Source organism: Achromobacter animicus, assembly GCF_902859585.1.
Classification (GTDB): Bacteria; Pseudomonadota; Gammaproteobacteria; order Burkholderiales; family Burkholderiaceae_B; genus Achromobacter; species Achromobacter animicus.
Window position 1 is genome coordinate 1 of the sequence record NZ_CADIJM010000029.1, and the last position, 14,855, is coordinate 14,855.

Below are 14,855 nucleotides of genomic sequence, written 5' to 3' on the forward strand. Positions count from 1 at the left end.
GCGTCGGGCGACCTACGAAGACTATCGCCACGAAGGCCGCTATCAGACACCTAACTCAGCCTTCCCAAGCCGAGACAACCCTTCAATTCACCTTAGCCCCAGACACCTCAAGAACCGAAGCCGCCAAAATTCAAGAACCAGCACGCGCCCAAGTCGAAAAACCCCAAACCCGAATCCCAACGCAACGCTAACGATCTCCCCGTTAAACTCCCAACAAAAAAGCAAACGGAGGAGAAGACACCATGCGCATTCTGCTGGTCGAGGACAATCTCGATCTTGGCGATGCCGTTGAGAGCAAGCTGCGTTCGGCAGGTCATAGCGTGCAGTGGGTCCATGACGGCGTGCAGGCCTCGCGATGGGCGCTGGACGAGACCTGGGATGCGCTCGTGCTGGATATCAACTTGCCCGGCAAGGATGGCTTCACGCTCATCCGTGAATTGCGTGCCGCCGGGCTCGACGCGCCCGTGCTCGTCATGACCGCGCGCGCAGAGATCGAGGACAAGATCGACATGCTGGATCTTGGCGCCGATGATTACCTCGTCAAACCCTTTGACCTGCGCGAACTCGAAGCTCGGCTGCGTGCCCTGTTGCGGCGGCCTGCGGGGCAGACCACCAGTGTTGCGCATTACGGCAATCTCAGTCTGGATCTGGCAAACAGGCATGTCGAACTGGCGGGTGCGCCGCTCGAACTCGGCCGGCGTGAATTCCGGTTGCTTGAGATTCTGGTCGGAAAGCTGGGTCAGACCGTCGCCAAAGAACGCCTCATGAATCAGATCTTCGACCTGGACGACGGCTCGCTCAATGCGCTTGAGTTGCTGATCTCGCGGCTGAGAAAGAAACTGGCCGGCGCGTCCGTGGACATCGTCACCGTGCGGGGCGTCGGGTATCAGGCCCGCAGCCATGAAAATCCCTGAAAGCTTCTCCATCCGGCAACGCGTCTTCACGCTGGGCGCCGTGTTGCTTGCGTGCGCGCTCATCGGGCTGGTGTTCTTCCTGCGCGGCTACGCCCAGCGTGCTGCGGAACAGGCGTTTGATCGCTTGCTCGCCGCCTCCGCGTTGACCATCGCCGGATCGGTTCAGATCGAAGACAACGAAGTCACCGTCGAGCCGCCAGTCTCGTCGCTTGCCATGCTGTCCGGCGGCGAGCGCGTGTTCTACGAGGCGCGCACCTCCAACGGCAGGCTCATCACCGGGTACGGCGACCTTGCGCCCGGCCTGCCGCTCGCGCAGTCCGCCACGCCCGTCTTCACGTACTTGCGGTATCACGACGAACCCATCCGCGTTGCGACTGTCGGCCGCCTCGTGTCCGCCAGCCAGCATGCCGGCTGGGTCACCTTGCGCGTCGCCGAGACGTTGGGGTCGCGCGAGGCGCTGGCCGGTGAAATTCTGCAGCGCAGCGTGTTGCCGCTGCTTGCCGTATCGCTGGTCGCGCTCGGCCTCTTGTGGTTTGGCGTCCAGCGCGCCTTTGCGCCGCTTGCCGTCGTCGAACGCGAACTGCGGCGTCGGGCGCCCGATGATCTGGAGCCGCTGTCCAAGCCCGTGCCGCGCGAGGTGCGGCGGCTCATTGAAGCGCTCAATGGCTTCATGCAGCGCCTGTCCGGCGCCATGGACAGCCTCAACACCCTGGTGGCCGACGCTGCGCACCAAGTTCGCACACCGCTGGCGTCGCTACGCGCGCAGGCCGAGGTCGCCCTGGACGAGACCAATCCGCAGCGATTGCACGCGCGGCTTGAACGCATCCATATGAACGCCACGCACGCCAGCCAGCTCATCAACCAGTTGCTCATGGACGCCACCATCACCCACCGCATGGGCAAGGGCGCCCGCGCGCTTGTCGGCGTGGCGGAGACTGTCAACGAAACGCGCCGGCGCATTGGACCTCTGGATGCGCAGCGGCTGCGCATCGCCATTGCGCCTGAAGTGCGCCGCGCGCGCATCGCAGGGGATCGTGTCGCATTGCGCGAAATGCTGCGCAACCTGGTGGACAACGCCTTGCGTTACGCGCCGGATGGACCCGTTGAGATCCAAGCCATGCCAGTTGCCGGATATCGTGTCGCCCTTACCGTCTCGGATCGCGGGCCTGGCGTGGCCGACGATGAAAAGGAAACCGTACAGCAGCGGTTTTCGCGCGGCCGTGCGGGGGAATCGCTGCCCGGGTCCGGATTGGGACTGGCCATCGTGCGATCCGTGGCCGTCGCGCATGGCGGCTCGTTGTGGCTGCTCGACCGGCCCGGCGGCGGCCTGACGGCTCGCGTCGTGCTGCCCTTGGCGCGCGGCGGCGCCGGGCGCGCGCTGACCACAGCCGCGGCGGCGTTCTGCACGGCATGCCTGCTGCTCGCTGCGCCGTCCGCCGAGGTCCGCGCGGCAGGCGCGGCTGAGCCGGCGCGGGTCACATCAGATCCGGTTGCCGCTCCCGCCGCTGCCAAAACTGCCGACACCCCCCGCCCCACGCAGATCCCAGAAATCATCACCCGCTACCCCGCCCCCCAGGCTTCCTCCCGCGTCCTCACCATCGCCGGTCCGACCGACACGCCCGTCGTCGCGCCGCTCATCCAGGGCTTCCAGTCCCACCGCCCCGACGTCAGCGTCGTCTACCGCGAAATGGGCAGCCGTGAGCTCTACGAGGCCGCCATCGAAGGGCGTTTGCAGGACGTGGACGTGCTGATGAGTTCGGCATCCGACCTGCAGATCCGGCTGGCCAACGACGGGTACGCGCAAAGCTATGCCTCGCCCTACGCCGCGCGGCTGCCGTCCTGGGCCATCTGGCGGCACGAGGTCTACGGGTTCACGTTCGAGCCCGCGGTCATCGTCTATAACCCCAAGCGTTTTGCCGAGGCGGCCGTGCCGCGCTCGCGCCAGGACCTGCTGCGGCTGCTGGAACAGGACCCCCTGCGCCTGCGCGGACGCATCGGCACCTACGACATTGCCGCCAGCAGCCTGGGCTATCTGCTGGCCGAACAGGACGAACTGGTCTCGTCCAACTTCTGGGGGCTGGCCAACGCCATGGGCCAGGCCGGCGTGCGGCTGGCGGCCACCAGCGCCGAGATCCTGGATGCCATCGAGCGCGACGAACTGGACATCGGCTACAACATCCTCGGCTCGTACGCCTTGTCGCGCCAAGCCGCGGGCCGGCCCATCGGCGTGGTGTTTCCGCAGGACTACGTGCTCGTGCTGGCGCGCTCGGTGCTGATCGCGCGTACCGCCCCCAATCCCGATCTGGGACGTGCGCTGGTCGACTGGCTGCTGTCGCCCGCCGGCCAGCAGGTCGCATCCAGCCATGCCGCGCTGGGCTCCATCATGGAAGACACGCCGGGGCGCTGGACCTCCGAAGCGGTGCTCGCGCGGTCGCAGGGCATCGTGCAGCCGGTGGTGTTGAGTCCCGCGCTGCTCGTGGGACTGGATCAGCGGCGGCATTCGCGCTTCGTGCAGAACTGGATACGGCTCGTCACCGATACGCCGCAGAGGCCGTAATAGAAACGTGCGCCGACCACGAACATAAAAAAACGTGGGCGGACCACGGACACGCCCAAGAAGTCCCGCCGCCATGCCCAGGGATTTCCCCTAGACGCTGCCTGCCGCCATGACAGGACGACGACAGACGCGCACTCCTAAGATGGCTGCACGCGGGCCCCAGAGTCCGCAACAAGCCAAATCAATCGGAGACATCCCCCATGCTTGCCAAGTCCAAACTGGCGGCCGCCTGCGCCGCCGCATTCGCCATCGCCTCCGGCAGCGCCTTTGCGCAGGCAGTGCCCGCAGGCTACCCGGCCGACTACCAGAAGATCCTGGACGGCGCCAAGAAGGAAGGCAAGGTCGTCATCTATTCGACCACCGACACCAAGGCCGCCGGCCCCATCATCAAGGGCTTCGAAGCCATGTATCCGGGCGTCAAGGTCGAATACAACGACATGAACAGCACCGAGCTCTACAACCGCTACATCAGCGAACAGGCGGCGGGCGGCGGCAGCGGCGACATCGTCTGGAGCTCGTCGATGGACTCGGCCCTGAAGCTGGCCACCGATTACGCGCTGAAGTACCAGTCGCCCGAGGCAGGCAAGCTGCCGGCGTGGGCCAACTGGAAGGATTCGGCCTACGGCACCACCTACGAGCCTGCCGTCTTCATCTACAACAAGCGCCTTATCCCCGCCAATGAAGTGCCCACGACGCACGGCGCGCTGGCCAAGCTGATCGCCAGCCAGCCCGACAAGTTCAAGAACAAGGTCACCACCTACGACATCGAGAAGTCCGCCGTCGGCTTCATGCTGGCCGTGCAGGACAAGGCCAACGATCCCAAGTATTTCGACACCCTCAAGGACATCGCCAAGGGCGGCCTGATCGTGCAGTCGTCCACCGGCACGATGATGGAACGCGTGTCCTCGGGCGAAAACCTGATCGGCTACAACATCCTGGGCTCCTACGCCGAAACGCGCGCCAAGAACGATCCGTCGCTGGGCGTGGCCTATCCCACGGACTACGCGCTGGTGCTGTCGCGCGTCGCGTTCATCAGCAAGAAGGCCAAGAACCGCAACGCCGCCAAGCTGTGGATGGACTACCTGCTGTCGCAGAAGGGCCAGGAGATCATGGCCAATCAGGCTGACCTGGCGTCCGTGCGTGATGACATCGAAGGCGACAACGACGTGGACGGCATGACCAAGAAGCTGGGCGCCTCGCTCAAGCCGATTCCGGTCAACGAAACGCTGCTGGACTACCTGGAGCAGAACAAGCGCCTGGAATTCATCAAGCAATGGCGGGCGGCAGCGGGCAAGTGATGCCCGGGCTCCGGACGGTCACCCGGCCCGGAGCCGCCGCCAACGCAGCGGACGGCGCGCCGTCCGCCTGACCCTGCCCCGGGGCCATCGCCCCGGCGGCGCGGCCACCGCGCCATTTCCGAACACAGGATTTCCCATGCAGTCATTGCGCAGAAAATGGCAGTCCCTGCCACGCGGCGTGGTGGTGCTGATCACGGCGCTCGCCATCTACGTGCCGCTGTCGTTCATCATCATCCAGAGTTTTCTCTCGGCGCCCTTCTTTGCCCCGTCCAAGAGCTGGAGCCTGGACGCCTTCCGCTTCATCTTCGCGGATCCCGATTTCTACAAGGCGCTACGTAGCGGCTTCATCCTGGCATTCGGCCTGGCCGCCATCGCCATTCCGCTGGGCGGCATGCTGGCGTTCCTGATGATCCGCACCGACCTGCCCGGCCGCCGCTGGATCGAGCCGCTGATCCTGGTGCCGGTGTTCGTGTCTCCCATGGTGCTGGGCTTCGGCTACGTCGTCGCGGCCGGTCCGGTCGGCTTCTTCTCGACCTGGGTGCAGAACATTCTTGGCTTCGTGCCCTGGAACGTCTATTCGCTGACCAGCATCGTCATCATCGCCGGCCTGACCCACGTGCCGCACGCCTACCTGTACATCTCGTCGGCGCTGCGCAGCATGGGGTCCGACGTGGAGGAAGCCGCCCGCGTGGCCGGCGCGTCGCCGCTGCGCGTGATGGTGTCGGTCAGCCTGCCCATGGTGCGGCCGGCCATGCTGTACGCCACCGTGCTGCTCTTCTTCCTGGGCCTGGAAGTGTTCGGTCTGGTGCTGGTGCTGGGGGATCCGGAAGGCAATCTCGTGCTGGCCACGTACCTGTACAAGCTCACCAACAAGCTGGGCATCCCGTCCTATCACCTGATGGCCGCCGTGGCCGTGGTGTTGATCTGCATGACCATTCCGCTGGTGATGCTGCAGCGCCGCCTGATGCGCACCGCCAACCGCTTCGTCACCGTCAAGGGCAAGGCCTCGCGTGCGCGTCCGCTGCCGCTGGGCAAGTGGCGCTGGGTCGCGGGCGCGGTCGTGGCGTTCTGGCTGTTCGTCACCATCATCGTGCCGCTGACCGGCGTGCTGCTGCGCGCGTTCGTGTCCAACTGGGGGCTGGGCGTCTCGCTCTTTGACGTGTTGTCGCTCGACGCCTTCCGCACCGTGTTCTCGCAGCCCAACCTGATGCGCGCCATCGTCAACTCGGTCGCCATCGGCGTCTTCGGCGGCGCGCTGGCGGTGATGTGCTACATGTTCGTGGGCCTGGCCATGCACCGCAAGCCGGACAACGTCACGCGCTTCATGGACTACAGCGTGCTGGTGCCGCGCGCCGTGCCGGGCCTGCTGGCCGGTCTGGCGTTTTTGTGGGTGTTCCTGTTCGTGCCGATGTGGCTGGACAACGCGCTGGACGTGGACGAAAACGGCTGGCTGTCGGCCCTGCCCTTCGCCGAATGGCTGCGCGAGAACTTTGTCGAATGGCTGCGCGCCCTGCGCAGCACCATCTTCAGCGTGTGGCTCGCCTACACCGTCGTGTGGATGGCCTACGGGCTGCGCCTGATTTCCTCGACCCTGCTGCAAGTGGGGCCCGAACTGGAAGAAGCCGCCCGCACCGCCGGCGCGCGCCGCGGCCAGGTCACCCGTCACGTCACGGTGCCGCTGGCCAAGTACGGCCTGATCGGCTCGTGGCTGCTGATGTTCCTGATCTTCGAGCGCGAATACTCCACCGGCGTCTATCTGCTGTCGCCCGGCACCGAGACCATCGGGTCCATGCTGGTGTCGCTGTGGGCGTCCGGCGCCATCGACATCGTGGCCGCGCTTTCCTTCATCAATATCGTTCTGGTCGTGATCGGCCTGGGCATCGCCCTGCGATTCGGAGTCAAACTTCATGATTGAGCTTTCTGTAGAAGACCTGCACCTGGACTACGGTGACAACCCGGTGCTCAAGGGCGTGTCGATGCAGCTGCGCCAGGGCGAAGTGGTGTCGCTGCTGGGCCCGTCGGGCAGCGGCAAGACCACCCTGCTGCGCGCCGTGGCCGGCCTGGAAGGTCCCAAGCGCGGCCGCATCACCATCGGCGAGAACGTCGTCTACGACGGCGCGGCCCGCGCCGAGATCCCGGCCGAAGAGCGCAACCTGGGACTGGTGTTCCAGTCGTACGCGCTGTGGCCGCATAAAACGGTATTCGAGAACGTCGCCTATCCGCTCAAGCTGCGCAAGACGCCGGGCGCCGAGGTGCGCGAACGCGTGCAGGCCGTGCTGGACCAGTTGGGCCTGGGCAAGCTTGGCCAGCGCCACCCGCACGCGCTATCCGGCGGCCAGCAGCAGCGCGTGGCCATCGGCCGGGCGCTGGTCTACAGCCCGCCCGTCATCCTGCTGGACGAGCCGCTGTCCAACCTGGACGCCAAGCTGCGCGAGGAAGCGCGCGCCTTCCTGCGCGAACTCATCATCCGCCTGGGCCTGTCCGCGCTGATGGTGACGCACGACCAGAGCGAAGCCATGGCGATCTCCGACCGCATCCTGCTGCTGAACAACGGCAAGATCGAGCAGCAGGGCACGCCGCAGGAGATGTACGGATCGCCGTCCACCCTGTTCACGGCCGAATTCATGGGCAGCAACAACCGGCTGGACGGCAAGGTCACCGAGCTGCGCGACGGCCAGGCCCGGATCGAGGGCGCCGGCTGGTCGCTATGGGGCAAGGCCGGCGCTGGCGTCGCCGCAGGCCAGGACGCCACCGCCGTCATCCGCGTGGAGCAGGTCCGTCTGGCCGATGACCCGCACGGCAACCACGTCGACATGCCGCTTCTGACCAGCATGTATCTGGGCGACCGCTGGGAGTACCTGTTCCGCACGCCGGACGCCGATCCGGCCCGCAGCCTCGCCCTGCGCGCCTACGGTCCCGAAGGCCGCGAGCCCGGCCCCTGCCGCCTCGCGCTGCCCGCCGACAAGGTCTGGATCTTCCCCCGGGCGTCCGCCTGACGGGGTCTAGGCCGTCCGTCCGAGGGTGAATACCGCCTTCGGACGGACCGCGCGGCGGGTGCGGACTCGCCTTACAATGCGCTGGTGCAACGCGCTGATTCCCCCTCCATGCTGAGCCGTTACCTCTGGTGGCTGGGCGCCCCCGCCCAGCACTACCTGCGTATCGGCATCGCGATATCGCTGTTGGTGCACGCCGGCGCGCTGGCGTGGCGTTTCAGCGCGCCCACGCAGACGCGCCCGCCCGTGACCAGCCTGGAAGTCGTGCTGCTCAATGCCCGCAGCGAGACGCCGCCGGAAACCCCGCGCACCGTCGCGCAGAACCAGATGACGGGCGGCGGCAACGCCGACCGCGGTGTGTCCACCACGCCCCTTCCCCAGACCGGCAGCTCGGCCGAGACCATCGTCCTGGAAGCCATGCGCCAGCGCCAGGTGCAACTGGAGGCCGAACAGGCCCGCCTCATGACCCAACTGCGCTCGCCGCACAACGCCGGCCCCGAGCGCCAGGCCGTCAACCCGTGGCCCGACGGCGCCGACGTCGGCCAGGACGCCCAGGACCAGGCCAGCGTCATCCAGAACGCCCAGGTGGCGGCGCTGGCGGCGCGGGTCCAGCAGTACAGCGCCGAGCCGCGCAAACAGTTCATCGCCCCCTCTGCCGAGGCGTCCCGCTACGCCGGCTACCTGGACGCCTGGCGCACCCGGATCGAAACGGTCGGCACCCAGCATTACCCCGACGAGGCGCGCGGCCGCATTTACGGATCGCTGCGCATCACCGTGTCGGTGCGCGCCGATGGCAGCATCGCCGAGGTCGAGATCGACCAGCCCTCGCCGCACGCGGTCCTGAACCAGGCGGCGCGCCGCATCGTCCAGCTGGCAGCGCCCTTTCCCCCCTTTCCTCCCGATATCGCCCGCGATACGGACGTGCTGGTCATCACCCGCACCTGGCATTTCGTCAACGACACTCTGGAAACACAGGCCCCATGACCGAGGCGATTCCTCAAGCCCGCTACGCCGTCATCGGCAATCCCATCGCGCATAGCCGCTCGCCTCAGATCCACGCCATGTTTTCGCAGCAGACCGGCAAGCCGCTGCGCTACGATCGCCTGCTTGCCCCGGTGGACGGCTTTGCCGACGCCGTCGCCGCCTTCGTGGCGGACGGCGGCCTGGGCCTGAATGTCACGGTGCCGTTCAAGCTGGACGCCTATGCGCTGGCGGCGGACCATCTGTCGAATCGCGCGCGGCTGGCGGGCGCGGTCAACACCCTGTCGTGGCGCGATGGCGTCTGGCACGGCTGCAACACCGACGGCGTGGGCCTGGTCAACGACCTGCTGCGCCTGGGCGTACGCCTGCCGGGCGCCGCCGTGCTGCTGGTCGGCGCCGGCGGCGCGGCGCGCGGCGTGCTGCAACCCCTGGCCGAGGCCGGCTGCGCGCGCATCCACATCGTGAACCGCACCGCCGCCCGCGCCGAGGAACTGGCCGCCGCGTGGGCCGCGAGCGGCGTGTCGCCGCAAACCCGGGTGACCGCGGGCGCACTGGCCACCGCCGCCGTGCCCGGCGGCTGGAACCTGGTCATCAACGCCACCGCCAGCGGCCTGCAGAACGCTGCGCCCGACCTGCCGCCCGGCCTGTACGCCGACGGCGCCGCCGCCTACGACATGATGTACGGCGCGCAGCCCACCGCGTTCATGCGGCAGGCCCGGACCGACGGCGCCGCCCTGACGGCCGACGGGCTGGGCATGCTGGTCGGCCAGGCCGCCGAAAGCTTCTTCATCTGGCACGGCGTACGCCCCGATGCCGCGCCCGTCCTGGCAGCGCTGCGCGAGGCGCTGGCCGCCGGAAGCTGAACGGCATGGCGACGCGCACGGGCCGCAGCGGCGGCCGCAATTGGTTCCGGATCACCACCGGCTTGGTGATGGCGCTGGTGTGCGCGATCCTGCTGTACCAATTTTGGCTGTTCGCCCAAGTGGTCTGGTACAACTACCGCGACCCGGGCAGCAGCGCGATGATGCGCGAAGAGCTATCGCGCCTGCGCAAGGACGACCCAGGCATCGAACTGAAATACGAATGGGTGCCGTATGACAAGATCAACCGGTCGCTCAAGCGCGCGGTGATCGCGTCCGAGGACTCCAATTTCACGGGTCACGATGGGGTCGAATGGGACGCCATCCGCAAGGCCTGGGAATACAACCAGAAACAGGAAGAGGCCGGACGCTCCAAGATGCGCGGCGGCTCCACCATCACCCAGCAGCTAGCCAAGAACCTGTTCCTGTCAGGTTCTCGCAGCTACCTGCGCAAGGGCCAGGAACTGGTCCTGGCTTACATGATCGAACACGTCATGAGCAAGGAACGGATCCTGGAGCTCTACCTGAACGTCGCCGAGTGGGGCGTGGGCGTATTCGGCGCCCAGGCCGCCGCCAAGCATTATTTCAATACCACCGCCGCCAACCTGGGAAACAGCCAGTCGGCCCGGCTGGCGGCCATGCTGCCCAACCCGCGCTTCTATGACAGCCATCGCAAGTCCAACTATCTGAATTCCCGGGTCGGCGTGCTGACGCGCCGGATGCAGATGGTCGACATCCCCTGATAGGGGAACCGGCCAAATCAGTCCTGCCGGCCGTCTTCCCGCTGCGGGATTTGTTAAGCTTTCACGTTTACGCGCTCCACTCCTTTTTCCTTCATGCGTACTGCACGTCGCTACCTGGCCCGAGAGGTCTATCGCTCTTGCGCAGTGGTCCTTCTGGCCCTGCTCGGCCTTTTCACGTTCTTCGCACTGGTGGACGACCTGGACAACGTGGGCGACAAGTTCTCCATGATGGCCCTGCTGTACATGCAGGCGCTGGCGATCCCCACCCGTCTCTATGACCTGCTGCCCATCGGACTCCTGATCGGGGCCATCCTGGCGCTGGCGGGCCTGGCCCAGCGCAACGAACTCGTCATCCTCCGGGTTTCCGGGGTCAGCGGCATGAAGCTGCTGCGGATGCTCTGGATCGTCACGATCCCCCTGATGATCGGCGCGGGCCTGCTGTCCGAATACGTGACGCCCTGGGCCGAGGTCAAGACCGGCGAAGCCAACCTGATGTTCCGCGGCAAGGCCGGCGGCGACCGCCTCAAGAGCGGCTACTGGTTCAAGGAACCCACCGCCAATGGCGGCACCCGCATCATCAACATCGCCGAACTGAAGGGCGACGGCCAGGTGGCGGGCGTGACCCTCTACGAATTCAAGAAAGACCTGACGCTGTCCGCGCTGTCCACCGCCCCCACGGGCTCGTTCACGCGCGGCGACCTGGTGCTCAAGGACGTCTCCGAAACCCGCCTGGACGCCGAAGCCGCCGAGGCGCTCGCCAACGCCCGCCCGCCCAAAAATCCGCCGGCCACCGTCATCAAGCTGCCCGAACGCTCCATCGACACCACCCTCAGCGCCGAACGCCTGCTGGCGCGCGTGCTGACGCCAGAACGCATGTCGATCGTCACGCTGCTCGACTACGTGGAATACCTGCGGGACAACCAGCTTCAATACGACCGCCAGGTCGTCGCCCTGTGGCGCAAACTGGCCTACCCCTTCACCCTGCTGGTAATGATCACCATCGCCGCCCCCATCGGCCTCATGCAAACCCGCCGCGGCGGCGTCGGCGCCAAGGTCTTCGTGGGCATCCTGCTGGGCGTGGGTTTCTTCATGCTGAACCAGCTTGCGCTGAACGTCGGCATGCTGGGCAAGTGGCCGCCCTGGCTGACCGCCCTGGGCCCGAACCTGGGCGCCATGGCGCTGGCGCTGGGCGCCATGAGCTACATGGAATACCGCCACACCATCACCCGTCTCGTCCAACAACGTTGGCCCTGGAGCAAGAGTCCCGCATGAACGGCAGTATCTGGATGATCGGCGACGTGCAGGGCTGCTGCTCGCCGCTGGATCGCTTGCTGTCCCACCCCGACCTGGTTGGCGACCCCAAGTCGCGCTTCTGGTTCGCTGGCGACCTGGTCAACCGCGGCCCGCAGTCGCTCGAAACCCTGCGCCGCATCATCGACCTCGGTGATCGCGCGACGGTCGTCCTGGGCAACCACGACCTGCACCTGCTGGCCGCGGCCGCGGGCGTGCGCAAACCGTCCAAATCGGACACGCTGGAATCCATCCTGCGCGCGCCGGACGCCACTGACCTGCTCAACTGGCTGCGTTTCCGGCCGCTGGCGCATTTCGAGCAGAACCATCTGCTGGTCCATGCTGGCACGCTGGCCAAGTGGGACGTGGCCAAGACGCTGGCCCTGGCCGGCGAAGTGCAGGACGCCCTGCGCGGCCCGAACTGGCAGAAGGCGCTTCAAAAGATGTACGGCAACGAGCCGGCCACCTGGAAGGAAGACCACAAGGGCGGCAAGCGGATGCGGGTGATCATCAACGCGCTGACGCGGATCCGCTTGTGCACGCCGAACGGGCACATGGAGTTTGCAACGAAGGTGACGCCGGGGGCTTGGCCGCCGGGGCTGGTGCCTTGGTTCGATGTGCCTAATCGGGCGACGCGTAATGTCACGACGGTGTTTGGACATTGGTCGACGCTGGGGTTGTTGCAGCGGCCGGACGTGATCTGCCTGGATACGGGATGTGTTTGGGGTGGGTCGTTGACTGCGTTGCGGTTGCAGGATCGGAAGCTCGTGCAGGTTAAGTGTTCGCAGTTTCAGGATCCTTTGGCGGAGTGATCCGTAGGGGTCTGCTTGGAGCTTTGTCGGGCGTTTTCTTTGGATCTTCTTGCGTTGATTCTTTGGATCTTCATCGGTTGCTTCGTTAGATCTTCGTAGGTCGCTTCGTCAGATCTTCGTAGGTCGCCCGACGCCGCGGTCACCGGGGAGGCGATCGCCCACGATTGCGGTCCGGAGCCTTCGCTCCGGACTTCCCCCTCGTCATCTTCGTCCGCCTTCGGCTCCCTTCAGATTCCCTCGGGCGCATCGACGGCGCTCGCCTCCCCGGTGACCACGACGCCGTGCTACGAGGGTCTTTGGTTTGTGGCGCTACAAGACCTGTGCTCAGGGAAGGGGATCTGCGGGGCCGCCGGGTTGCTGCCGCCCGGACGGCGGCAACCCGGCATCGGGTCTGTGGGACGTCGTAGCGGGGTGCGCTTCGCGCTGGCGGGGATTGGTTTGCTAATTGTCCGCCGTCACGGTGGGTGGGGCGGTGATGGGCGGCGCCGGGGAGTGTCATAAATTTTGTGTTTGGGGCCTAACATGTTGCTCAAGGAGCATGTATGGCTACCAAGAAAAAGACACCGCTGAGGGAACTGCCGGCGATTCCCGCCGAGCTGGTTGATCAATTCGTCAAAGGCCCGATGACCGCCGAGGAGGTGCAGGACCTGTCGATGGCGTTTAAGAAGGCGCTGATCGAACGGGCCCTTGGAGCGGAATTGGGCCACCATCTGGGCTACCCGGCGGGCGGCGAGCGCCCGGAGCAGGCCACCAATCAACGCAACGGCAAGAGTTCTAAGACAGTCCTGACCGATGATGGGCCGCTTCGGGTGGAGATCCCACGCGACCGCGATGGCAGCTTCGCCCCGATCCTGATCCCCAAGCACGAGCGCCGCTTTACCGGGTTCGACGACAAGATCATCGCCATGTACGCCCGCGGTATGACGGTGCGCGAGATCCAAGGGTTTCTGCTCGAGCAGTACGGCACGGAAGTCTCGCCGGAGTTCGTCAGCTCGGTGACCGACGCGGTGATGGACGAGGTCACGGCCTGGCAAACGCGGCCTCTGGAGACGATGTATCCGGTGGTGTTCTTCGACGCGCTGCGGGTCAAGATCCGCGAGGACGGCGTGGTGCGCAACAAGGCCGTGTACTTGGCGCTGGCGGTGTTGCCAGACGGCACGCGCGACATCCTGGGCCTGTGGATCGAGCAGACTGAGGGCGCCAAGTTCTGGATGAAGGTGTTCAACGAGCTCAAGACCCGCGGCACGCAGGACATCCTGATCGCTGTCACTGACGGTCTGAAGGGCATGGAGCAGGCGCTGAACGCGGTGTTCCCGGCCACGACGCTGCAGACTTGCATCGTGCACCTGATCCGATCCAGCCTGGAATACGCCAGCTGGAAGGAGCGCCGGACGGTGGCTGCGGCACTGAGGCCGATCTATACGGCGACGACCGTGGAGGCAGCGCTGGCCGCGCTCGTGCAGTTCGAGCAAGGCCCTTGGCGCCAACGCTACGCGCCGATCGCAGACGCATGGCGCCGGGCATGGGACCGTGTGATCCCGTTCTTTACGTTCCCACCGGCGATACGCAAGGTGATTTACACCACCAATGCGATCGAGAGCATCAATGCCCAACTGCGCCGTGCGGTGAAAACGCGAGGTCACTTCCCAAGCGATGAAGCCGCCACCAAGCTACTGTGGCTGGTCCTACGCAACATCACCGGGACCTGGGGCAGCGACACGCACGACTGGAAGGCCGCTATGAACCAGTTCGCCGTGATTTATGCAGAACGCTTCACTGACCCGTATCGCTGAGATAGCATCAATAAGCCTGATAGAACCAACTATCAGGCTTCTAACGCCTCAAACACAAAAATACTGACAGTCCCCGGCGCCGCGACGATCCGCCACAACCTGCCGACCTGTTCGCGCCGCCCATCGGGCACTTGAGTTCAAGTGACGATTAGCAGCGAGCCGTGCTCGCACGAAGGTGTCGGGCACCCCGACAAACTAGCGCCTTCGCCAAGGGATGGGAGTCTGAAACCCTGGAATCACCCTTCAAGCCTGTAGTCCGTCTATGCGGGTGTCTGACACCCAAGCGCCACCTACGCGCGAAGCGTCATCACCACAACGCAAGACGCCGCGTAAGTCTCCGGAGGCCGCCCGCGCGGCCGAACGGAGACGGGCAACGCAAGATGCTTCTGGCCCGAAATGCTCTGCGCAAAAATGCCAAGCACACTGACCGTCCCAGCTATCGGAAGATTTCTACTGCTCGAGTCCGGTGCGGTGGCGTCCCGGGGTGCGCGGGGCGTCGATAAGCCCGAGGGAATCTGAAGCTCAATAGTCGTCCTGCACGACACCCGTGACGAAGAAACTGTCTTCGTGGCCGCACTGTGGCAAGGTGGAATGCCGCTCAGGTAAAGACCGAC

General features: G+C 65.8%; 11 protein-coding genes. All 11 read left to right on the forward strand.

The features are described from left to right. The first annotated feature begins 242 nt into the window (after positions 1-242). Positions 243-914, forward strand: a complete 672-nt coding sequence (locus HV681_RS27420; protein ID WP_175126243.1) for a response regulator transcription factor — start codon at positions 243-245, stop codon at positions 912-914. Next, positions 901-3,471 carry a sensor histidine kinase gene (locus tag HV681_RS27425; protein WP_175126244.1) on the forward strand — a complete coding sequence of 857 codons (2,571 nt, stop codon included), beginning with the start codon at positions 901-903 and terminating at the stop codon, positions 3,469-3,471. The genes HV681_RS27420 and HV681_RS27425 overlap by 14 nt, the downstream gene beginning before the upstream one ends. 200 nt (positions 3,472-3,671) lie before the next feature. Continuing rightward, the gene (locus tag HV681_RS27430; RefSeq protein ID WP_217467873.1) at positions 3,672-4,769 is read left to right on the forward strand and encodes an ABC transporter substrate-binding protein; all 1,098 of its coding nucleotides are present in this window, start codon (positions 3,672-3,674) and stop codon (positions 4,767-4,769) included. Positions 4,770-4,905: 136 nt separating this feature from the next. Further along, positions 4,906-6,684, forward strand: coding sequence for an ABC transporter permease (locus tag HV681_RS27435; protein WP_175126245.1), 1,779 nt, complete (start codon positions 4,906-4,908; stop codon positions 6,682-6,684). Beyond that, on the forward strand, positions 6,677-7,765 hold the full coding sequence (locus HV681_RS27440) for an ABC transporter ATP-binding protein (protein WP_175126246.1): 1,089 nt from the start codon (positions 6,677-6,679) through the stop codon (positions 7,763-7,765). The genes HV681_RS27435 and HV681_RS27440 overlap by 8 nt, the downstream gene beginning before the upstream one ends. Positions 7,766-7,846: 81 nt before the next feature. After that, a complete protein-coding gene (locus HV681_RS27445) occupies positions 7,847-8,746 on the forward strand; it encodes a TonB family protein (protein ID WP_175126253.1) in 900 nt (299 codons plus the stop codon). After that, the gene (aroE, locus tag HV681_RS27450; protein WP_175126247.1) at positions 8,743-9,606 is read left to right on the forward strand and encodes a shikimate dehydrogenase; all 864 of its coding nucleotides are present in this window, start codon (positions 8,743-8,745) and stop codon (positions 9,604-9,606) included. The genes HV681_RS27445 and aroE overlap by 4 nt, the downstream gene beginning before the upstream one ends. Positions 9,607-9,611: 5 nt before the next feature. After that, positions 9,612-10,346 carry a monofunctional biosynthetic peptidoglycan transglycosylase gene (gene mtgA, locus HV681_RS27455; protein ID WP_175126248.1) on the forward strand — a complete coding sequence of 245 codons (735 nt, stop codon included), beginning with the start codon at positions 9,612-9,614 and terminating at the stop codon, positions 10,344-10,346. A 93-nt stretch (positions 10,347-10,439) separates the two neighbouring features. Beyond that, the gene (gene lptG / locus HV681_RS27460; RefSeq protein ID WP_175126249.1) at positions 10,440-11,618 is read left to right on the forward strand and encodes an LPS export ABC transporter permease LptG; all 1,179 of its coding nucleotides are present in this window, start codon (positions 10,440-10,442) and stop codon (positions 11,616-11,618) included. Further along, positions 11,615-12,448, forward strand: coding sequence for a symmetrical bis(5'-nucleosyl)-tetraphosphatase (locus HV681_RS27465; RefSeq protein ID WP_175126250.1), 834 nt, complete (start codon positions 11,615-11,617; stop codon positions 12,446-12,448). The genes lptG and HV681_RS27465 overlap by 4 nt, the downstream gene beginning before the upstream one ends. A 542-nt stretch (positions 12,449-12,990) precedes the next feature. Beyond that, the gene (locus HV681_RS27470) at positions 12,991-14,241 is read left to right on the forward strand and encodes an IS256 family transposase (protein ID WP_175126251.1); all 1,251 of its coding nucleotides are present in this window, start codon (positions 12,991-12,993) and stop codon (positions 14,239-14,241) included. Positions 14,242-14,855 lie beyond the last annotated feature (614 nt).

Coding starts and splice junctions, on each gene's coding strand:
- HV681_RS27420 (WP_175126243.1), top strand. CDS start 243: ATGCGCATTCTGCTGGTCGAGGACAATCTCGATCTTGGCGATGCCGTT.
- HV681_RS27425 (WP_175126244.1), top strand. CDS start 901: ATGAAAATCCCTGAAAGCTTCTCCATCCGGCAACGCGTCTTCACGCTG.
- HV681_RS27430 (WP_217467873.1), top strand. CDS start 3,672: ATGCTTGCCAAGTCCAAACTGGCGGCCGCCTGCGCCGCCGCATTCGCC.
- HV681_RS27435 (WP_175126245.1), top strand. CDS start 4,906: ATGCAGTCATTGCGCAGAAAATGGCAGTCCCTGCCACGCGGCGTGGTG.
- HV681_RS27440 (WP_175126246.1), top strand. CDS start 6,677: ATGATTGAGCTTTCTGTAGAAGACCTGCACCTGGACTACGGTGACAAC.
- aroE (WP_175126247.1), top strand. CDS start 8,743: ATGACCGAGGCGATTCCTCAAGCCCGCTACGCCGTCATCGGCAATCCC.
- mtgA (WP_175126248.1), top strand. CDS start 9,612: ATGGCGACGCGCACGGGCCGCAGCGGCGGCCGCAATTGGTTCCGGATC.
- lptG (WP_175126249.1), top strand. CDS start 10,440: ATGCGTACTGCACGTCGCTACCTGGCCCGAGAGGTCTATCGCTCTTGC.
- HV681_RS27465 (WP_175126250.1), top strand. CDS start 11,615: ATGAACGGCAGTATCTGGATGATCGGCGACGTGCAGGGCTGCTGCTCG.
- HV681_RS27470 (WP_175126251.1), top strand. CDS start 12,991: ATGGCTACCAAGAAAAAGACACCGCTGAGGGAACTGCCGGCGATTCCC.